This window comes from Tropicimonas sp., assembly GCF_047971885.1.
Lineage (GTDB): Bacteria > Pseudomonadota > Alphaproteobacteria > Rhodobacterales > Rhodobacteraceae > Tropicimonas.
Map to the genome: position 1 here is coordinate 20,955 of NZ_JBKEAE010000038.1, position 19,430 is coordinate 40,384.

Annotated in this window: 19 protein-coding genes and 1 pseudogene; 14 read left to right on the forward strand and 6 right to left on the reverse strand. The window is 66.8% G+C overall.

The genetic code is table 11. The features are described 5' to 3' along the window. The first annotated feature begins 2 nt into the window (after positions 1-2). Genes ACK5IR_RS04605 through ACK5IR_RS04630 form a run of 6 tightly spaced genes read left to right on the forward strand, consistent with a single transcriptional unit; the run spans position 3 to position 5,488 of the window. Positions 3-1,160, forward strand: coding sequence for a D-alanyl-D-alanine carboxypeptidase family protein (locus ACK5IR_RS04605; RefSeq protein WP_416926381.1), 1,158 nt, complete (start codon positions 3-5; stop codon positions 1,158-1,160). After that, positions 1,160-1,807 carry a dTMP kinase gene (tmk, locus tag ACK5IR_RS04610; protein ID WP_416926383.1) on the forward strand — a complete coding sequence of 216 codons (648 nt, stop codon included), beginning with the start codon at positions 1,160-1,162 and terminating at the stop codon, positions 1,805-1,807. Before ACK5IR_RS04605 ends, tmk begins: the two co-directional genes overlap by 1 nt. Beyond that, positions 1,804-2,940 (forward strand): DNA polymerase III subunit delta', encoded by a 1,137-nt coding sequence (locus tag ACK5IR_RS04615; protein WP_416926385.1) that lies wholly within the window; start codon positions 1,804-1,806, stop codon positions 2,938-2,940. The genes tmk and ACK5IR_RS04615 overlap by 4 nt, the downstream gene beginning before the upstream one ends. Before the next feature lie 9 nt (positions 2,941-2,949). After that, positions 2,950-3,753: a TatD family hydrolase gene (locus tag ACK5IR_RS04620; RefSeq protein WP_416926387.1), complete on the forward strand. Its 804-nt coding sequence runs from the start codon at positions 2,950-2,952 to the stop codon at positions 3,751-3,753. After that, positions 3,753-4,550: an MBL fold metallo-hydrolase gene (locus tag ACK5IR_RS04625; protein WP_416926389.1), complete on the forward strand. Its 798-nt coding sequence runs from the start codon at positions 3,753-3,755 to the stop codon at positions 4,548-4,550. Before ACK5IR_RS04620 ends, ACK5IR_RS04625 begins: the two co-directional genes overlap by 1 nt. Before the next feature lie 2 nt (positions 4,551-4,552). Continuing rightward, complete coding sequence (locus ACK5IR_RS04630) at positions 4,553-5,488, forward strand: AEC family transporter (RefSeq protein ID WP_416926391.1); 936 nt, start codon at positions 4,553-4,555, stop codon at positions 5,486-5,488. 141 nt (positions 5,489-5,629) lie between these two features. Here ACK5IR_RS04630 and ACK5IR_RS04635 read toward each other — a convergent pair. Beyond that, positions 5,630-6,532 (reverse strand): annotated as a pseudogene (locus ACK5IR_RS04635) (zinc ABC transporter substrate-binding protein); the annotation flags it as partial. Positions 6,533-6,604: 72 nt separating this feature from the next. Here ACK5IR_RS04635 and ACK5IR_RS04640 point away from each other — a divergent pair. From ACK5IR_RS04640 to ACK5IR_RS04650, 3 genes are read left to right on the forward strand one after another with little or no spacing between them, the layout of a single operon-like run. Then, the gene (locus ACK5IR_RS04640; protein ID WP_416926393.1) at positions 6,605-7,108 is read left to right on the forward strand and encodes a Fur family transcriptional regulator; all 504 of its coding nucleotides are present in this window, start codon (positions 6,605-6,607) and stop codon (positions 7,106-7,108) included. Further along, positions 7,108-7,872 carry a metal ABC transporter ATP-binding protein gene (locus ACK5IR_RS04645; protein ID WP_416926395.1) on the forward strand — a complete coding sequence of 255 codons (765 nt, stop codon included), beginning with the start codon at positions 7,108-7,110 and terminating at the stop codon, positions 7,870-7,872. The genes ACK5IR_RS04640 and ACK5IR_RS04645 overlap by 1 nt, the downstream gene beginning before the upstream one ends. Continuing rightward, positions 7,872-8,663: a metal ABC transporter permease gene (locus ACK5IR_RS04650; protein ID WP_416926397.1), complete on the forward strand. Its 792-nt coding sequence runs from the start codon at positions 7,872-7,874 to the stop codon at positions 8,661-8,663. Before ACK5IR_RS04645 ends, ACK5IR_RS04650 begins: the two co-directional genes overlap by 1 nt. Before the next feature lie 163 nt (positions 8,664-8,826). Here ACK5IR_RS04650 and ACK5IR_RS04655 read toward each other — a convergent pair whose 3' ends face one another. The 3 genes from ACK5IR_RS04655 to ACK5IR_RS04665 all read right to left on the reverse strand — a co-directional run bounded on the left by ACK5IR_RS04655 (position 8,827) and on the right by ACK5IR_RS04665 (position 14,816). Further along, entirely contained in the window at positions 8,827-11,631 is a 2,805-nt protein-coding gene (locus tag ACK5IR_RS04655; RefSeq protein WP_416926399.1) for a valine--tRNA ligase, read from the reverse strand. A 116-nt stretch (positions 11,632-11,747) separates the two neighbouring features. After that, positions 11,748-13,469, reverse strand: coding sequence for a methionine--tRNA ligase (metG, locus tag ACK5IR_RS04660; protein ID WP_416926401.1), 1,722 nt, complete (start codon positions 13,467-13,469; stop codon positions 11,748-11,750). 111 nt (positions 13,470-13,580) lie between these two features. Beyond that, a complete protein-coding gene (locus ACK5IR_RS04665; protein ID WP_416926403.1) occupies positions 13,581-14,816 on the reverse strand; it encodes an MFS transporter in 1,236 nt (411 codons plus the stop codon). A gap of 386 nt (positions 14,817-15,202) precedes the next feature. Here ACK5IR_RS04665 and ACK5IR_RS04670 point away from each other — a divergent pair, with 386 nt between their 5' ends. Both ACK5IR_RS04670 and ACK5IR_RS04675 read left to right on the forward strand, forming a co-directional pair. Further along, positions 15,203-15,544, forward strand: coding sequence for a hypothetical protein (locus ACK5IR_RS04670; protein WP_416926405.1), 342 nt, complete (start codon positions 15,203-15,205; stop codon positions 15,542-15,544). A gap of 23 nt (positions 15,545-15,567) precedes the next feature. After that, positions 15,568-16,473 carry an EamA family transporter gene (locus tag ACK5IR_RS04675; protein ID WP_416926407.1) on the forward strand — a complete coding sequence of 302 codons (906 nt, stop codon included), beginning with the start codon at positions 15,568-15,570 and terminating at the stop codon, positions 16,471-16,473. A 13-nt stretch (positions 16,474-16,486) separates the two neighbouring features. Here the strand turns inward: ACK5IR_RS04675 and ACK5IR_RS04680 are convergent, their stop codons facing one another. Together ACK5IR_RS04680 and ACK5IR_RS04685 are read right to left on the reverse strand one after the other, a co-directional pair. After that, complete coding sequence (locus ACK5IR_RS04680) at positions 16,487-17,164, reverse strand: NUDIX hydrolase (protein WP_416926409.1); 678 nt, start codon at positions 17,162-17,164, stop codon at positions 16,487-16,489. Position 17,165: 1 nt separating this feature from the next. Then, positions 17,166-17,534 (reverse strand): DUF983 domain-containing protein, encoded by a 369-nt coding sequence (locus ACK5IR_RS04685; RefSeq protein WP_416926411.1) that lies wholly within the window; start codon positions 17,532-17,534, stop codon positions 17,166-17,168. A gap of 285 nt (positions 17,535-17,819) precedes the next feature. Here ACK5IR_RS04685 and ACK5IR_RS04690 point away from each other — a divergent pair, with 285 nt between their 5' ends. The 3 genes from ACK5IR_RS04690 to ACK5IR_RS04700 all read left to right on the forward strand — a co-directional run bounded on the left by ACK5IR_RS04690 (position 17,820) and on the right by ACK5IR_RS04700 (position 19,422). After that, the gene (locus tag ACK5IR_RS04690; protein ID WP_416926413.1) at positions 17,820-18,350 is read left to right on the forward strand and encodes an EF-hand domain-containing protein; all 531 of its coding nucleotides are present in this window, start codon (positions 17,820-17,822) and stop codon (positions 18,348-18,350) included. A 96-nt stretch (positions 18,351-18,446) separates the two neighbouring features. Continuing rightward, complete coding sequence (locus ACK5IR_RS04695; RefSeq protein WP_416926415.1) at positions 18,447-19,046, forward strand: RNA polymerase sigma factor; 600 nt, start codon at positions 18,447-18,449, stop codon at positions 19,044-19,046. Further along, the gene (locus tag ACK5IR_RS04700) at positions 19,036-19,422 is read left to right on the forward strand and encodes a hypothetical protein (protein ID WP_416926417.1); all 387 of its coding nucleotides are present in this window, start codon (positions 19,036-19,038) and stop codon (positions 19,420-19,422) included. Before ACK5IR_RS04695 ends, ACK5IR_RS04700 begins: the two co-directional genes overlap by 11 nt. The last annotated feature ends 8 nt before the right edge of the window (positions 19,423-19,430 follow it).

Sequence of the window (19,430 nt, forward strand, 5' to 3'; positions counted from 1 at the left end):
TCATGATGAGAACACTTGTGACCCTCCTGATTCTGGCCGCCACGCTGTTTGCGACCGCTGCAAGCGCGGCCTTCGAAACCCGGGCCCGCGCGGCCTGGGTTTATGACGCGACAACCGACACCGTGCTGCTGTCGAAAGACGCCGAAACGCCGCTGCCGCCCGCCTCGATGTCGAAGCTGATGACCCTGAACATGCTGTTCGAGGCGCTGAGAGACGGACGCGTGACCCTTGAGACCCAGTTTTCGGTGTCGGACAAGGCACGCTCCATGGGTGGTTCGTCGATGTTTCTCGAGGCGACCGACCGGCCGACGGTCGAGGACCTGATAAAGGGAATCATCGTCCAGTCCGGCAACGACGCCTGTGTCGTCGTTGCCGAGGGGCTTGCCGGCACCGAAGAAGGATTCGCCCGGCTGATGAACGAAAGGGCGCAGGCGATCGGGCTGAGAAATTCCACCTTCGCCAACGCAAGCGGCTGGCCGCATCCCAACCACCGCATGTCGGTCGAGGATCTGGGCCTTCTGGCGGTGCGGCTGATCCGGGAATTTCCCGAATATTACGGCTATTTCGCCATGGAGACTTTTGCCTACGACGGAAGGGTTCCGTCGAATCACAACAACCGAAATCCGCTTCTCAAGCTGGGTATCGGTGCCGACGGGCTCAAGACCGGCCATACCGCCGAGGCGGGCTATGGGCTGGTCGGCTCGGCGGTGCAGGGGCAGCGACGGCTGGTCTTCGTGATTTCCGGCCTGCCGGACGACGCGGTGCGCGCCGAGGAGGCGGAGAGCGTCGTCAACTGGGCCTTCCGCCAGTTCGTCGAAAAGACCGTTGCCGAAAAGGGCGCGCGGCTGGCCACCGTGCCGGTCTGGATGGGCGCCGAACGTTCGGTCGGCATGATCGTGGCCGAAGATGTCGATCTTCTGGTCCCGGCGGTCGTGCGCGGCGATATCGATGGCGAGATCGCCTACAGGACACCCCTGAACGCGCCGGTAGAGGAGGGTCAGCAGATCGGTACGCTTACCGTTTCGCTGCCGGATTTGCAGCCGCGCGAAATCCCCCTCGTTGCCGAACGGGCGGTGCCCAGGGGCGGATTCGTGCCGCGCGTCACCACTGCGGCCTACGTGTTGTTCCAGCAGGTCACCGGCAAGGCCGCGGGCCTGTGATGCCGCAAGGCCCCGGCACGTTCATCACCTTCGAGGGCATCGACGGGTCGGGAAAATCAACCCAGGCGCGCCGGCTTGCCGCATCGCTGGAAGCGGCCGGGCACGATGTGCTGCTGACACGCGAGCCGGGTGGATCGCGGGGCGCCGAGGAGATTCGCGCGCTGGTGCTCGAGGGCGATCCCGACCGCTGGTCGCCCGAGGCGGAGATCCTGCTGTTCACCGCCGCCCGCCGCGATCACATGGAAAAGACGATCTGGCCGGCACTCCGCGCCGGTCGCATGGTCATTTCCGACCGTTTCGCCGACAGCACGCGGCTCTATCAGGGACTCAGCCGGGGCAACCTGCGCGCGCTGGTCGATGGTCTGCACGAAATGATGATCGGCACCGAGCCCGACATCACCTTCGTCATCGACATGGATCCGGCGCTCGGTCTGGCCCGCGCCAAGGGCCGGCAGACGAGCGAGGAGCGATTCGAGGATTTCGGCGAGGAACTGCAGCGCAGCATGCGTGCCGGGTTTCTCGACCTTGCGCGCGATCACCCCGAACGCTGCATCGTGATCGACGGCAACCGGTCCGAGGATGAGGTTGCGACGGACGTTCTGGCGCAGGCGCTGGCGCGCCTGCCGGAGCCGGTTGCGGGATCGTGAGTGACGCCGGCGATATCCCCGAGCCCGACCGGCAGCCCGGTGCGTCGCATCCGCGCGAAACCGCCGCATTGTTCGGTCAGGAAGAGGCCGAAAGCGCCTTTCTCGATGCCTGTAATGCGGGCCGTCTGCATCATGCATGGCTGATTTCCGGCCCCAGGGGTGTGGGAAAGGCCACGCTGGCGTGGCGGATTGCCCGCTTCCTGCTGGCCACACCCGATACCAAAGACGGCCTGTTCGGTGTGCCCGAGCCGCCACGGACGCTCGACATCGATCCGAACAATCCGGTCGCGCGCCGCGTGGCAGCACTGTCCGAGCCGCGGCTTTTCCTGTTGCGCAGGCCGTGGGACAGCAAGGCAAGGCGCCTGCGCGCCGAAATTACCGTGGACGAGGCGCGACGGCTCAAGGGTTTTTTCGCGCTCTCGTCGACCGACGGCGGCCGCCGGGTGGTGATCGTGGATTCAGCCGACGAATTGAACCCGTCCGCTGCCAATGCGGTGCTGAAACTGCTGGAGGAACCGCCCGCCCGCACCGTGCTGCTGCTGGTCAGTCACCAGCCGTCGCGCCTGCTAGCGACGATCCGTTCGCGCTGCCGGACTCTGCGCTGCCGGACGCTGGGGGTCGATGACATGCAAGGCGCGCTTTCGGCCGCAGGGCTCGACCTGCCGGAAGGGGCAGGTCCGCTGGCCGCGCTGTCGGGCGGCTCGGTCGGCGAGGCGTACATGCTGACAAGCGAGGGCGGGCTGGAGTTTTACGCCGCGCTCGTGTCGCTTGTCGGCCGCGCGCCGGGGATCAACCGGCCCGCGATGTTGCAATTCGTCGAACGCTACGGCGCCCGCGGCGAGGCGATCGGGATCGAACGCGCGCTGCACATCGCCGATCTTTTCCTGTCGCGGCTCGCCCGTACCGGCGTGGCGGGCCCGCCACTGCCCGAGGCCACCCCCGGCGAGGCGGCGCTTCTGCAACGGCTCTGCCCCGACGCCTGCGCGGCGCGCTACTGGGCCGGGGTGCAGCAACGACAGGGCGCGCGCGTGCGGCAGGGAATTTCGGTCAACCTTGACCCTGCCGCCCTGCTGCTTGATACCGTGCTCACCATAGATGCGGGGGCCGGACAGGCAGCGCCCGCGCCAGCCTGAGCCGAGCAGATGCCCCAACCGCAGATCGTCGACAGCCATTGTCATCTGGATTTCCCGGACTTCGACGGAGAACACGCCGAAATCGTCGCCCGCGCGGTCGAAGCCGGGGTGACCCGGATGGTCACCATCTGTACGCGGCTGCACAACGAGCCGCAGGTCCGCGCCATCGCCGAAACCTTCGACCCCGTCTTCTATGCAGCGGGTATCCACCCGATGCGCGCCGGCGAGGAACCGCTGATCGCGGTCGACAGGCTTGTCGCGCTGGCCGGCCATCCGAAATTCGTCGGCATCGGCGAGACCGGGCTCGACTACCACTACACCGCCGACAGCGCGGCCCGCCAGCAGGAAAGCCTGCACATCCATATCGAAGCGGCACGGCGGACCGGCCTGCCGCTCATCATCCATGCCCGCGACGCGGACGATGACATGGCCCGCATTCTGAGCGAGGAGCATGCCGCCGGCGCCTTCTCCTGCGTCATGCATTGCTTCAGTTCCGGCGCCGGGCTGGCGCGCACGGCGCTCGACCTCGGCTTTTACCTGTCGATGTCGGGCATCGCGGCCTTCCCGCGCTCGTCGGAGCTTCGCGAAATCTTCGCCGCTGCCCCGCTCGATCGCATCCTTGTCGAGACGGATGCGCCCTATCTCGCCCCGCCGCCCCACCGGGGCAAGCGGAACGAACCCGCCTATGCCGCGCTGACCGCCAGGGTCGGTGCCGAAGTGTTCGGTCTCGACTATGCCGGTTTCGCCGCACGGACTTCGGCGAATTTCGACCGGCTGTTCGCCAAGGCGGCGGCCTGGGAAAAGCCCCGCTGATGGCCGAGCTGCGTTTCACCATCCTTGGCTGCGGCTCGTCGGGCGGCGTACCGCGGGTTGGCAATATCTGGGGCGCCTGCGATCCGTCCAACCCCAGAAACGTGCGTCACCGCTGCTCGATGCTGGTCGAGCGGCTCGATGGTGATCGGGCGACGCGCGTGCTGATCGACACCACCCCCGACCTGCGCCACCAGCTTCTCGCCGCCGGTATCGGCGTCGTCGACGCGGTGGTCTATACCCACGGCCACGCCGATCACACGCACGGGATCGACGATCTGCGCATGGTCGTTTTCCAGCTTCGCCACCGCCTGCCGGTCTGGGCCGACCCGGCGACGCAGACAAGCCTGATCGCGCGCTTCGGCTATGCTTTCGTTCAGCCCGACGGCTCGAACTACCCTCCGATCCTTGACATGCACACCATTGACGGGCCGGTCACAGTCGACGGGGCCGCCGGGGCGATCGCCCTCACCCCCATCGAGGTGGAGCACGGCAACATACATGCGCTCGGCTTCCGCATCGGCGATCTGGTCTACATGCCCGATGTCAGCCGCATCCCTGATGCGGCCTGGCCGGTGCTGGAGGGCCTCGACTGCTGGATCGTCGATGCGCTGCGCTATGCGCCGCACCCGAGCCATGCCAATCTGGAAACGGCGCTGGAATGGATCGCGCGCGCCCGGCCGCGCCGCGCCGTGATAACCAACATGCACGTCGATCTGGATTATCAGACCGTAAAGGCGGAAACGCCGGAAAACGTCCTGCCCGCCCATGACGGGATGGCGATCAGCTACGAGGTCTGATCATGCTCGATGTCCTCAACACTATCCTGCCGGTCTTCGTCGTGGTGGGGTTCGGATATCTCGCGACAAGCCGGGGGCTGTTCTCTGAAAGCGCGGTCGACGGGCTGATGACCTTTGCCCAGAGCTTCGCCATTCCCGCGCTGCTGTTCCGGGCGATGTCGACGCTCGATCTCGGCAGTATCCTGACCCTGCCACTGTTCCTGACCTATTATGGTGGCGCCACCGCGTCGTTTCTCGCGGCGCTGCTGGGCGCGCGGTTTCTTCTCGGCCGGCCATGGACGGACAGCATCGCCATCGGCTTCGCCGGGCTGTTCGCCAACGGCCTGCTGCTGGGTGTCCCGGTTACCGAACGCGCCTTCGGTCCTGATGCGACGGCCGGGAATTTCGGGATCATCGCGGTCAACTCGGCCTATTGTTATACCATCGGCATCACCATGATGGAAACCGTTCTGGCGCGGCAGAGCGGCGGCACGATGCGGAACCTGCCCGGCCGGGTGCTGAAGGCGATGTTCCGCAACAACATGATCATCGGCATCCTGGCGGGTATCGCCGTCAACCTGACCGGGCTTCCGATACCGGAGTTTTTTGGCGATTCGCTGGATCTGATCGCGCGTGCCGCCCTGCCGGCGGCGCTGTTCGGGCTGGGCGGGGTGCTGTGCAACTATCGGCCCGAGGGCGATCTGCGGGCGATCGCGCTGATCGTCGTCTGTTCGCTCTTGCTGCATCCGGCAACGAGCTGGGGCATCGGGCTGGCGGTCGGGCTTCCCACCCCCGCCTTCCGTTCGGCCATCGTCATGGCCGCCATGGCGCCGGGGGTGAACACCTATATCTTCGCCAACCTTTACGGCGTCGGGAAGCGGGTTGTCGCTTCGTCCATTCTGATCGGCACGGCGTTGTCGCTGTTCACAAGCTGGGCCTGGCTGGCGCTGCTTCACTGATCGGGGCGGCCGGCCGGCCAGTGCGGCGCGGCCCATTGGGCCGCTACCGCATCGGGCCGGGTATCGCGCTGCATCCCGACAGGCCACAAGACCGTCGGCAAGCCCGCGAAGCAGCGCTTGGTAAAAGTCCGGGCCCGGCGGCTGGCTTGTCGCGACCGGGTCGAGCACCGTCGTGCGGGCGCCGGTTCCCTCTGTGACGGCGGCAACGAGATCGGGGTCGAACTGCGGCTCGCTTGCCACGCAATTCACGTTTTGCGCGCGCACCAGGTCGCGCACTGCCGAAAGCCGGGCGGCGCTTGGCGACCGGGCATCGCCAAGCGATATCGCCCCGACCGCCGACAAACCGAAGCGGTGTTCGAAATACTGATAGGCATCGTGGAAGACGACAAAGCGCAGGTCGCGCAGCGGTGCAAGCTCCGCCGCGATTTCCGCTACCTGCGCGGCCAGGCGGCTTTGCGCCGATGCCGCGTTTTCCGCGTAGATCGCCGCATTTTCCGGATCGAGCCGGGACAGCGTTTCGGCGATCGCGCCGATCCAGACCGAGGCGTTCCCGGGGTCCAGCCATGCATGGGGGTCGGTCCCGCTGTGATCGTGGCCTTCGTGATCGTGGTCATCGTGATCGTGGTCGTCCGCGTGGTCGTGCCCGTCCTCATGACCCTCGTGATCTTCGTCTTCCTCTGCGCCAAAATGCACCTGCTCGCGGAATTCGAGCAGCATCACCCCCGGCACATCGGTCAGGGTGACGATTTCTGCCCCGGCGCCCAGCGTTTGCAGCGAACGCTCCAGCCACGGGGTCAGTTCCGGCCCGACCCAGAAGACGGCATCGGCGGAATCGAGCGCGCCCGCATCGGACGGGCGCATCGAATGATCGTGCGGCGAGGCGCCGGGGGGCAGCAATGACACGGGCGTGCCCAGTTCCCCCATCACCTGGGCGGCGAGCGACTGAACCGGCGCGAAATCGACTACGACCCTGGGCACCTCGGCCTGGGCGGCGGAGCAGAGCATTGCCGCGGCAGCCGCGATGGCATGGGAGATTCTTGTCATCTGTCAGGTCCTTTTCATTTCTGCCATAATGCCATATTTGATACACTATAACATTACAAGGGAGCCTTTACGATGACACGGCCGCCCGAGATGACCGAACCTGTCGGCTTTGCCGAGCACGATCACGCCGCCTGCACCGCCAGCGCCATGGCCGCCGCCGAAGCGCGCTGTCGCGATGCGGGCCTGCGCTTCACGCCCGTCCGGCGCCGGGCGCTGGAAATACTGCTTGAAGAGCACCGGGCGATGGGGGCTTACGAGGTGCTGGAGCGGTTGCAGCAGGACGGGTTGGGCTCGCAGCCGCCTGCCGCCTACCGGGCACTGGATTTTCTGGTGGGTCAGGGATTTGCCCACCGTATCGAGGGGCTGAACGCCTTTGTCGCCTGTGCCCGTCCTGGCGAGGATCACATTCCCGGCTTTCTGATCTGCCGGTCCTGCAGCAAGGTGGCCGAAACGGTGTCGGTTCCGGCGCGGCGGATTCTGGAACAGGCGGCGGCGGATTCGGGCTTCCGGATCGAACGGGTACTTGTCGAGGCAGAGGGGCTTTGCACCGCCTGCCGGCAGGGAGAGGCGCCGTGATGGAACCGGACGTACTGATTTCGGGTCGCGGTCTGACGGTATGGCGCGGCAGGAACGAGGTCCTGCGCGATGTCGATTTCGATATCCGGCGCGGTGAGATCGTGACCGTCGTCGGCCCGAACGGCTCTGGCAAGTCGACCCTGCTCCGGACGCTGATCGGCGCCGTCAGGCCATCCTCGGGCAGCCTGCGGCGCGCGCCGGGGCTGCGGATCGGCTATGTGCCGCAAAAGCTGCATATCGACCCGACCCTGCCGATCACCGTCGAGCGCTTCGTCAGCCTGCCGGCGCGGCGGGCGCCGGAGCGGGTAGCGGAGGCGCTGCATCATGCCGGGCTGCCCGATCTGCACCGCCGGCAGATGGCCGACCTTTCGGGGGGCCAGTTCCAGCGCGTTCTTCTGGCCCGCGCCATTCTGGAGGAGCCCGACATCCTGATGCTGGACGAACCCACCCAGGGGCTCGATCAGCAGGGCTCGGCGGCCTTCTACACCAGAATTGCCGAAATCCGGGCCGAAACCGGCTGCGCCGTGCTGATGATAAGCCACGAGTTGCATGTGGTGATGAGCGCCTCCGACCGTGTGATCTGCCTCAACCGCCATGTCTGCTGCCATGGCACGCCCGAGGTTGTGGCCTCGGCGCCGGAATACCGCGCGCTTTTCGGCACCGGCACCCATGGTGCGCTGGCGCTTTACCGGCATACCCACGATCACGCGCATGACCACGACCATCCGCAGCCCGATTCTCACCAGCTGGACCACGCCGTCTGATGTTCGATGATTTCCTGTTTCGCGCCGCCCTTGCCGGGGTCGGTACCGCGCTTGCTGCCGCGCCGCTGGGCTGCTTTGTCGTCTGGCGCCGGATGGCCTATTTCGGCGATGCCACCGCGCATGCGGCCATGCTGGGCGTCGCGCTGGCGCTGGCCTTCGACGTGTCGATCTTCGGCGGCGTGCTGATTGCCGCGCTGATGATGGGTACCACCGTCTCGGCGCTGGCCGGCCGGGGCTTTGCCGCCGACACGCTGCTGGGGGTGCTGGCCCATTCGGCACTGGCCGCCGGTCTGGTCGCCGTGTCGTTCCTCTCGGGGATCCGGATCGACCTGATGGGCTATCTGGTCGGCGACATCCTCGCCGTCTCGCGCGGCGATCTGGGGCTGATATGGGGGGGCGCGGCGCTGGTTCTGGGACTGGTCTGGTGGCGCTGGTCGGCATTGCTGACCGCCACCGTCGGCGAGGATCTTGCCACGGCGGCGGGCATCGACCCGCGGCGCGAACGGATGGTGCTGACGCTCGGTCTTGCCCTGACGGTCGCCGTGGCGATCAAGGTGGTGGGTGTGCTGCTGATCGGGTCGCTGCTGATCATTCCCGCCGCCGCCGCACGCGGGTTCGCCACCACACCCGAGCGCATGGCGCTGAGCGCGGTCGCCATCGGCTGTACCGCGGCGCTCGGCGGTCTTGCCGCCTCGTACCGGTTCGACACGCCCACCGGCCCGACGATCGTCTGCATCGCGGCGGTGTTGTTCGGGTTTTCGGTCGTGACCGGCGCCTTGCGCAGACGATAGGCCGGGAAAGGAGCGCCGGACGTGCACCGGCACCCCCGTCCACCCCCGTCGCGATGATGCCGGCGCAAATTCCGGCGGACGACGGGTTTCCGCCTGATCGGAATCGCGGTGCTCCGGAGTTTTCGCTACTGCAACATCATGCCACAGGGCCGCGGCACGCGGGTCAGAGCAGTTCGGAAAGCCGTTCCAGCGCCTCGGCCAGCCGCGTGCGTTCGGAGCTGCGCTCGGCAAGGTTGTCGCGCACTTCGTCCACCACCTCCTCGGGGGCGCTTTCGATGAACTTGGGGTTTTCCAGCCGCCAGGCGAGCCCGCCTATCTCCTTGTCGAGCTTGGCGAGGCTCTTTTCCAGCCGTGTCCTTTCCTCGGCCACGTCGATGATTTCGGCCACCGGCAGGCCAAAGGTCGCCCCGGGCACGGCGATGGTGATGCAGCCGCGCGGCATCGCGTCATGCGCGGCAAGGCTGTCGATACGGGCGATGCGCCGGATCAGCGCCTCATTCATGTCCCAGGCCGCCTGCGCCTGATCGCTCATCCCGGTGTGGACCATCGGCACCTGCAATCCCGCCGGCACCCGCACCTGCGCCCGGGCCGAGCGCACGCCCTCGATCAACGAAATCACCCAGTTCATTTCGGCCTCCGCCGCCGGGTCGGCCAGGCCGACTGTTGTGAACGTGGGCCAGTCTGTCACCGCCAGCATCCGGTCGCCGCAGCCCAGCGACTGCCAGAGATCCTCGGTGATGAAGGGCATGATCGGGTGCAGCATGATGATCGATTGTTCGAGCACCCAGCGCATGGTGGCGCGGGTTTCGGCCTTGAGCGCCTCGTTCTCGCCTGCGAGCAGCGGCTTGGCGAATTCCACGTACCAGTCGCAGACCTTGCCCCAGACAAAGGCGTAAAGCGCGTTGGCCGCATCGTTGAACCGGTAGTCGGCCAACGCCTCGTCGACCCTTTCCAGCACCCAGGCGGTTTCGCCGACGATCCAGCGGTTGACGGTGGCCTGCGGGCGGGTGGCCGGGTCGAGCGGGGCGATGCCGGCGTCGAACACGCCGTTCATCTCGGCAAAGCGGGCGGCGTTCCACAGCTTGGTGCCGAAATTGCGGTAGCCGGCGATGCGCGCCATGTCGAGCTTCAGCACCCCGCCGAGGCTTGCCATCGCCGCATTGGTGAAACGCAGCGCATCGGCGCCGTATTCGTCGATGATCTCCAGCGGGTCCACCACGTTGCCGGTCGATTTCGACATCTTCTTGCCCCTGGCGTCGCGCACCAGACCGTGGAGATAGACGGTGTGGAAGGGGACCTCGTCCACCACGGCAAGCTGCATCATCATCATCCGGGCAACCCAAAAGAACAGGATATCCTGCCCGGTGACCAGCACGTCGGTGGGGAAGTACTTCCGCGTCTCGTCGTTCCAGTTCGGCCAGCCGAGCGTGCCGATGGGCCAGAGACCGGAGGAGAACCAGGTGTCGAGGACGTCGGGGTCCTGCGTCAGCGTCCGTGCGCCGGCAAGCGCGTGCGCAGCTTTCTTGGAAGCCGCGCAATAGGGCGTGCCCTCCTCGTCATACCACACCGGGATCCGGTGCCCCCACCAGAGTTGGCGCGAGATGCACCAGGGCTCAATATTCTCCAGCCAGTGATAATAGGTCTTCTCGCCGCACTCGGGCAGGATCCGGGTACGCCCGTCGCGCACGGCATCGAGCGCCGGGCCGACGATCCTGGCGGTGTCGACGAACCACTGATCGGTCAGATAAGGCTCGATCACCGTCTTGGAGCGGTCGCCATGCGGGACCATGTGGCGATCGGCGTCAATGCCGTCGAGCCAGCCGTTGTCATGCGCCTCGGTGACGATGCCGTCGCGCGCCTCGTAGCGGTCGAGTCCGTCGTAGCGCTCGATGGTGCGCGCCAGCATGTCGGGGTCGCCGCCGGCGGCAAAATCGGGATTGTCCCTCAGGAACATCGCGGCGCGCGGTGTCAGCACGTTGATCGCCGGCAGGTTGTTGCGGCTTCCCACCTCCCAGTCGTTGAAATCGTGCGCCGGGGTGATCTTGACCGCACCGGTGCCCTTGGCCGGATCGGCATAGGCATCGGCGACAATGGGAATCGAACGGCCGCAGAGCGGCAGCCTGACCCGCGCGCCACGCTCCACCAGCCCCTTGTAACGGGCGTCCTCGGGGTGGACGGCGACGGCGGTATCGCCCAGCATGGTTTCGGGCCGGGTGGTGGCGACGACCAGATAATCGCGCGTCTCGCGGTAAAGCTCGTTGCCCTCGTCGTCGTAGTCGATGTGCTCGTAGCTTTCGCCGCCCTCCAGCGGGTAGCGCAGGCGCCACATGTGGCCATCGACGGCGATCTGCTCGACCTCGAGATCGGAGATCGCGGTTTCGAAATGCGGGTCCCAGTTGACCAGCCGCTTGCCGCGATAGATCAGGCCCTTGTTGTACATCTCCACGAAGACCCTGATGACGGCTTGGTGGAAGTCGGGGCTGTTTTCGTGCCCGGTGCGCGGATCGCCCGGCGCGCCCGCCATGGTGAAGGCGTTGCGATCCCAGTCGCAGGAACAGCCCAGCCGCTTGAGCTGGTTGACAATCGTGCCGCCGGACTTGCCCTTCCATTCCCAGACCTTTTCGAGGAAGGCCTCGCGGCCCATCTCGCGGCGGGTCGGGTTGGCGGGGTCCTTTGCCAGTTCGCGTTCGACGACCATCTGGGTCGCGATACCGGCGTGGTCCTGCCCGGGCTGCCAGAGCGTGTCGAACCCGCGCATGCGGTGCCAGCGGATCAGGATATCCTGCAATGTGTTGTTGAAGGCGTGCCCCATGTGCAGGCTGCCCGTCACGTTGGGCGGCGGGATCATGATGCAGAACGTTTCCGCCCGGCTGGCATTGGCGCCGGCGCGGAAGGCGCCCGTGGCTTCCCACCCGGCATAGATCTCCGGTTCGGCCTCGGTTGAGTTGAAGGTCTTTTCCATCGGCATCGGTCTGGGCTCGCTGTTCGACTTTGGCGCTTCTTAGCCTGCGCCGGGTGCGAGGAAAAGCGACAAGCGCCCGCGCGGGGCGGGCGCCCGTGAGACGGGAACGGTGCTCCGCCGTGTCAGCCGCGCGTGCCCGAGAAACGCTCGGCCCAGTCCTCGCGCTCCTCGTCGGCGATCTTGGCGAACAGCACGGCGGGCACGACAAAACGATGGCCGGGTTTCAGCACCGCGAGCGCTTGCGCCATGTCGTCCGGCCAATCGGTCGCATCGTCGGTGCGCATCGCTTCGAGCAGCCTGGCCGAGGCATCGGGAATGAACGGGGCCGAGATCACCGCGTAGACGCGGATCAGGTTCAGTGCCAGCCTTGTATCGGCCGCAGCGCGGTCCGGATCGGTCTTGAAGCTCGACCATGGCGCGGCGGTTTGCAGGAACTCGTTGCCGGCGACCCAGATCGCCCGCAACTCGGCGGCGGCCTTGCGGACCTCGATCGCGTCCATGTAGCCGGCATAGGCCGCCAGCCGGGTGTCGAGATCGGCAATCAGCCGGCGCCCCTCGTCGGTCAGCGCGCCGCCCGCCGGTACCGTTTCGCCGAATTTCGAGCGGCAGAACTTGGTCACCCGGCTGACGAAATTGCCCAGCACATCGGCAAGGTCCTTGTTCACCCCGCCCTGGAACTTCTCCCAGGTGAATTCGCTGTCCGAGGTTTCGGGCGCGTTCGACAGCAGCCACCAGCGCCAGTAGTCGGCGGGCAGGATTTCGAGCGCCTGATCCTGAAACACGCCGCGCCCCTGGCTGGTCGAGAACTGGCCGCCATCGTAGTTCAGGTAGTTGAACGACTTGATATAATCGACCAGCTTCCACGGATCGCGGCTGCCCAGCAGGGTCGAGGGGAAGGAAAGCGTGTGGAAGGGCACGTTATCCTTGCCCATGAACTGTACATAGCGCACCTCGTCGGCGCCGTGGTCGGTGCGCCACCAGCGCCACCAGTCGGCCTCTTCCTTGCCCTGTGCCTCGGCCCATTCGGCACCGCAGGCGATATATTCGATCGGTGCGTCGAACCAGACATAGAAGACCTTGCCCTCCATTCCGGGCCAGTTCTCGGCGCCGCGCCTGACCGGGATGCCCCAGTTCAGGTCGCGGGTTATGCCCCGGTCCTGAAGACCGTCGCCGTCGTGCAGCCATTTCCTGGCGATCGAGGTGGTCAGGATCGGCCAGTCGGTCTTGCTGCCGATCCAGGCATCGAGTTCGTCCTTGAGCAGCGTCTGTTTCAGATAAAGATGCTTGGTCGCGCGCACTTCGAGCTCGGTCGAGCCCGAGATTGCCGAGCGCGGATTGATCAGGTCGGTCGGGTCGAGCTGCTTGGTGCAGTTTTCGCACTGGTCGCCGCGCGCCTTGTCGTAGCCGCAGTTGGGACAGGTGCCCTCGATATAGCGGTCGGGCAGGAAGCGGCCGTCGGCGACCGAATAAACCTGCTGTTCGGTCACTTCCTCGATATAGCCGTTGTCGGCCAGACGGCCGGCGAAATACTGGGTCAGCCGGGTGTTCTGCACCGAGGACGAGCGTCCGAAATGGTCGAACGACAGCCGGAAGCCCGCCGCCATGCGGGCCTGCACCCGGTGCATCTGGGCGCAGTAATCGGCGACCGGCATGCCGGCCCTGGCGGCGGCAAGCTCGGCCGGGGTTCCATGTTCGTCTGTGGCGCAGAGAAACAGGACCTCGTGGCCGCGTGCCCGGCAGTACCGCGCAAAAAGGTCGGCCGGCAACTGGCTGCCGACCAGATTGCCGAGATGCTTGATCCCGTTGATATAGGGCAGGGCCGAAGTGATGAGTATGCGGGACATGGGCGACTCCGGTTGCGTGTCGCGGGTGGCTTTAGCCGATGCGACCGCAGAGCGCCAGCGCGGCGGCCTGACTGCGGCGATTTCCGGCGGCGGGGCGATGGGGTGGCGCTGTCATTTCCCGTCAGGCGGCCTGTCGCGTTCGCGCCCGATCAGTCGCCCGATGGTGAACGAGGTGCGTGGCGCATAGACATAAGGGGTTCTTTCGGCCACCGTCGGCCGGGCGCGCATCCGCAGAAGCCCGAAGAACACCAGCCCGGCATGGGCCGCCGCTATCATGACGAACAGCGCCGGCGGCCCGTAGGCGCCGATCAGCGCCGAGGACAGGAGCGGTGCACCGATCGCCCCGAGCGCGAAGAAGAACATCAGTGCCGCCGAAAGCTCGACCCGTTCGCTTCTGTCGGCGAAATCGTGGGCATGGGCGGCGGCGACCGAATAGATCGGAAAGCTCGTCGCGCCGAAGATCAGCGCGTTGATCAGGATCGTGCCGTTGTTCGCCGCGCCGATGGCGACGGTTGCCAGACAGCTTGCGGCGGCGGCGACCGAAAGCCAGATCAGCACCCGGCGCCGGTCGAACTTGTCTGCAAGCCAGCCGACCGGAAGCTGTGCCAGCGCCCCGCCCAGCACCCATGCCGCCAGAAACCACGCAATCTGCTTCGGGCTCAGGCCCACCTCCTGCCCGTAGAGCGGCCCGATCATGCGGAACGATGCCGAGGAAACCGCCGCCACGATCACCCCGGCCACCGAAAGGGGCGAAAGGCGCCAGGCCAGCCCCGGCCTGAGGCGCGGTGCGGCGGGCGTGCGCGGCTGGCGCGCGGTGGTGAGGGTTACCGGAAAGATCGCCGCGCAACAGAGCAGCGCCAGCAGGTTGTAGGAAACGAAGGTTGCGGGCTCCAGCACGCCGATCAGCAGTTGCGCCCCGAGCGCCGCCGTCAGGTCGACACCGCGATATAGCCCCATCACCCTGCCGCGGTTCGAGTTGCGCAGCTTGGCCTGCAGCCATGCCTCGATCACGGTATAGCTTCCGGCGATGCAGAGACCGATCGCCACCCGCATCGCCGACCACGCGAGCGGCCCGACCACCATCATGTGCGCCAGCAGCCCGATGGCGCCAAGCGTGGTAAAGGCTGCGAAGGCGCGCGAATGGCCCACGGTTCCCATCAGGCGCGGCGCCCACCAGCAGCCGATGAAGAAGCCGAGGAAATGCGCCGAACCCAGAAGCCCGATCTCGGCCCGGCTGAAACCGAGCGCCAGACCCGAAAGCGCATCCAGCGGCCCCACGCCACCCGAGGACAGCTGCAACAGCAGTACCGAGAGAAAGAGGGCGGCAAAGGTGATCAGCAGGCGCATCGGCGGTCCTTTCGGCGGGTCAAGACATGGCGGGCCGGCGACGGGGCGGTCTGGCCCGTTCGCGACAGTTTTGTCGGATTGAAGCCATCCCGGTCCGCTCTTGCCCCCGGCGCGGAGTTCCGTATCTGTGGGCGCAAGCTTTCCGACGAGGACGAAATGCGAACCCGAATCCCTGGAATCTCCGATCCGGAGGTGAGCGAGCTTTGTCCCGGCACCATGACCTCCGGTTGCCAGACCCCCGAAAGCGCTTCCTCGGCGGGGTCGGGCCGACGCTTTCGGCCGACATGCTGAGGGAGATAGACAATGCGCACCGCGAACCCCCGATGCCCTTTTGGGCGCCGCCGCGCCGGATCGGTCGATCACATATGCCAGCCGGGAGGAACCCGATGCACCGTTTTGCCGCCCTGTCGTTTCTGTTGCTGACAACCGCCTGCCTGCCGGGCGGCAAGGCGCCGGTTCCCGATGCGCCCGAGGGCACCGCGCTATATCTCGACCAGCAGCGCGCGGCCTGCGAGGCACGCGGCGGGCGGTTTTCGCCCGCGCCGGGCAGCGGGGTGCTGATCTGCCTGACAATACCGGACGATGCCAACGCCCCCTGCGTCCGTGCCTCGGATTGCGAGGGGGAGTGCCTCGCCCGGTCACGCAGTTGCGCACCGATCGTGCCGCTTTACGGGTGCAACGAGGTGCTGCTGGAAAACGGCCAGCGGGCCGAACTCTGTGTGGAGTGAGTGTGGATGTGGGCGCAAATCTGATGGAACCCTGGATTGCGGCGACCTGTGCCGCGGCGCTTTTCCAGACGCTGCGGTTCGCGTTGCAGAAGCGGCTCAAACTGGCGGGGCTTTCGGCGACCGGGGCGACCTGGGCGCGGTTTGTGTGGTCGGCGCCGCTTCTGACCGGCGCGGTCGCGATCTGGCTGTTTGCGCAGGGCAGGGGGCTGCCGCCGCTTTCGGGCCGGTTCTGGGCTTTTGCGCTGGTGGGCGGCATCGCCCAGATCCTCGCCACGGTACTGGTCGTCATGCTGTTCTCGCGGCGCAATTTCGCCGTTGGGATCACCTTCAAGAAATCCGAGGTGTTGCAGACCGTCCTTGTCGGATGGATCGTGCTTGGCGATCTGGTCTCGTCGTCGGGATTTGCGGCGATGATCGTCGGGCTGGCGGCGCTGCTGCTGTTGTCGGAAAGCCCGGCGGCGGCACGGGCCGGCGGTGCCGCTCGGTTCGACATGCCATCGGTCGTGCTCGGGCTGGGCAGCGGTGCCTTCTTTGCCGTGGCCGGCGTGTGCTATCGCGGTGCCACGCTGGCGCTGGGTGACGGCCCGGTCGCCGAGGTCTCGGCGGTCGCGCTGATGCTGGTCACGCTGTCGCAGACCTTTCTGATGGCGCTCTGGCTGCTGCTGCGCGACCGGGCGCAGATCGCACGGGTGCTTGCCGCCTGGCGGCCGGGGCTTGCGGTGGGGCTGGCCAGCCTGGCCGGCAGTCTGTGCTGGTTCAGCGCCTTTGCCCAGCAGAATGCGGCCTATGTCTATGCGGTGGGGCAGGTTGAACTGCTGTTCAGCTTTGCCGCCGGGGCGCTGTTTTTTGGCGAACGCCTGTCGCCGCGCGAAACCTGCGGCGCGATGTTGCTGATGGCGAGCATCGTGGTGCTGGTGCTGGTCACCTGAGGCTGCGCCACACTCAGCCGAGGCGGGTGATGCCCGAGATCACATCGTCGTTGCGGCAGAAGGGGACGCTGGCCGGCTGACCCGAACGCCCGATCAGCGGTGCCAGTTCGGCCAGAACCACGGTGGTGATGAACGGCAGGTCGAAGCGGCGCACTTCGGTCAGCGGTATCCATTGCAGATGTCGAAGCTCGTCGCAGGCGCGCGAGAAATCGCTGGCGTCGCCGCGCACCGCACCGGCCGGCACCAGAAAGAAACGCGCGTCGAACCGCCGCGTGCGTCCGGGCGGGGTAATGGCGCGGAAGACATAGGTGAAGTTTTCCGCCGAAGGCGCGTGACCGGTCGCGGCGAAACTCTCCCAGTCGGGTGTGGGGGCTGTCCAGTTTCCGGGGCGACCGAGGATCAGGCCGGTTTCCTCCCAGACCTCGCGGATCGCGCCGGCCAGTAGGGCCGGCACCAGCGCGGCGTCGCTTTCGATCGCCAGCCGCCGCAGGCAGGTCGGGTCGGGCAGGCCGCGCAGGCTTACGGCGACATCTCCGGCGTCGATCGCGCCGCCCGGAAAGACGAACTTGTCGGGCATGAAGGCCGCCGAGGAGCCGCGCTGGCCCATCAGCACCTCGGGGCCGGAAGGCCCATGCTGCCACAGGATCACCGTCGCGGCGTCGCGGATGACCGTGTCGTCGGGTGGGGTCACCTCATGCTCCGTTTCTGTCTGCGCCTTCGCCGAAACCGTGCATCCGGCGCGACCATTGCAGGGCGACGAACGCCCCCTTGATATGTGGCAGAAGATAAAGCGAAAGCCCGACGCAGGCCACCGAAAGCGTGACCGCCATGGTCGCGGGGTCGAGATGGAACCGCGCATAAAGGACATGGATCATCACCGCGATCAGATGCCCGACCAGCAGGATGGTCAGATAGGCCGGCCCGTCGTCGGCACGGTGGTGGTGAAACGCCTCGCCGCAGATGTCGCAATGATCGGCGACCTTGAGATAGCCGGAAAACAGGCGCCCCTGCCCGCAATTCGGACATCGCCTGCGCCAGCCCCGCAGGAGTGCCTGTTTCAATGGCCGGTCCCCGGCGCCATCGTCGCCGGATGGGCGGCTTTCGACTGGATGCAACGGTGTCTTCCTTTTCGCGCCTCGCAGCCGACAGGCCACGTTCCCTGATGTCGCGCCACCATGCCGCGCGGGGCCGGGGTTGCGAAACCGCCACAGGCCTCTGCCCGGGCGATCTCGCGAAATCGTGATGAGGGAAAAGTCGTTGCGCCATCGACGGAACCGCGCCGCTGCCGCGTTGGAGGGTCATGATGCGGCAGATGCCCGCGACAGTTTCAGGAGCAGGAAACCAGCATGACACGTATCGTTCTTCTCAGCACCGCCATTGTCACCGGCCTGATCGCTGCCGGCAGCGCCAGTGCATTCGGCTGGCATTTCGGACCCGGCGACCGCCCGGGCTTCGAGCAGATCGACGCCGATGGCGATGGCAGGATCACCCCGGCCGAGATGCAGGCCTATCCCGCCGCGCATCGGGCCGCCCGGTTCAGAGCCGCCGATGCCGACGGCGATGGCAGGATCACCGCTCAGGAAATGACTGCCGCGATCCAGGTCGAGCGCGCGGATCGCGAGGCGCGGATCGTCCAGTCCATGATGGCCCGGCTCGATACCGACAAGGACGGCGCGGTGAGCGAGGCCGAAATGGCCGCTGCGGCACCGATGCGCAACGCCAACAGGGGCGAACGGTTCCTTGCGCGCTTCGACGCTGACAAGGACGGCGCCATCAGCGTCGAGGAATTCGCCGCCGCCGAGCAGGCCCTTGCGCAGAAGAGCGAGCGCTGGAGGCATCATGACAAGGGCGATCGCGCGCCGTTCTGGCGCAGGTGATCGCGGGCAGGAAGCTGCCGCCCGGCGCTGCGCCGGGCGGATGGCGCAGGGTGAATGTTGCGTTCCGGGAAGGATCGGGGCTAGGCCAGCCAGAGGATGACCATGCCGCTCGACGCAGAGTCCGACAGAACGGACGAATCCCTCCTGGCGCTCTATGCGGGCGGCGACCGGGCGGCGGCACGCATGCTGACGCTGCGATTGACGCCGCGTGTTCTGGCGCTGGCCTGCCGGATGCTCGGCGATCGTGCCGAGGCGGAGGATGTGGCGCAGGAGGCGATGCTCCGGCTCTGGCGGATTGCGCCGGGGTGGCGGGAGGGCGAGGCGAAGGTATCGACATGGCTCTACCGCGTGGCCAGCAACCTGTGCACCGACCGGTTGCGCAGGCGGCGCGGAACCGGGTTCGACGATGTCTTTGGCGAGGGGATCGAGCCGCCGGACGAGACACCGCAGGTCGATGAGCGCCTGCAGGAGGCGGCCCGTGCCGAGGCGCTTCGCCGGGCGCTGGCCGAACTGCCGGACCGGCAGCGGCAGGCTGTGGTGCTGCGGCATCTCGAAGGGCTTTCCAACCCCGAGATCGCCGCGATTATGGAAATTGGCGTCGAGGCGGTGGAAAGTCTGACGGCAAGGGGAAAACGCGCGCTGGCCGCCCGGCTGGACGGGCAGCGGCAGCAACTGGGGTTGAGCGATGACGGCTGACCGGGAAAAGCATGACGACCGCATCCTTGAAGCGTTCTTCGGGGCGGCGCGGGACGAGGCGGAAACGCCCTCCCCCGACCTTCTGGCGCGGGTTCTGGCCGATGCCTATGATACGCAGCAGGCCTCTGGTCGGGCTGAAACTCCGCCGGTTCCCGCACATGCGCCCCGCCGGTTGCATCTGGCCGGCATGTTGCGCGGGCTCGGCGGCTGGCCGGCGCTTGCCGGTCTGGTCGGGGTCGCGTTTGTGGGCCTGTGGATCGGGTACAACCCGCCGGTATCGCTCGATGCTCTGTCGGTGGCGGTGTTCGATCAGAGCCATGGGCTGACGCTCGACAGTTCGCTGCCCGATTACGAATATCTTCTGGCCGATGGATAGGAGCCGGT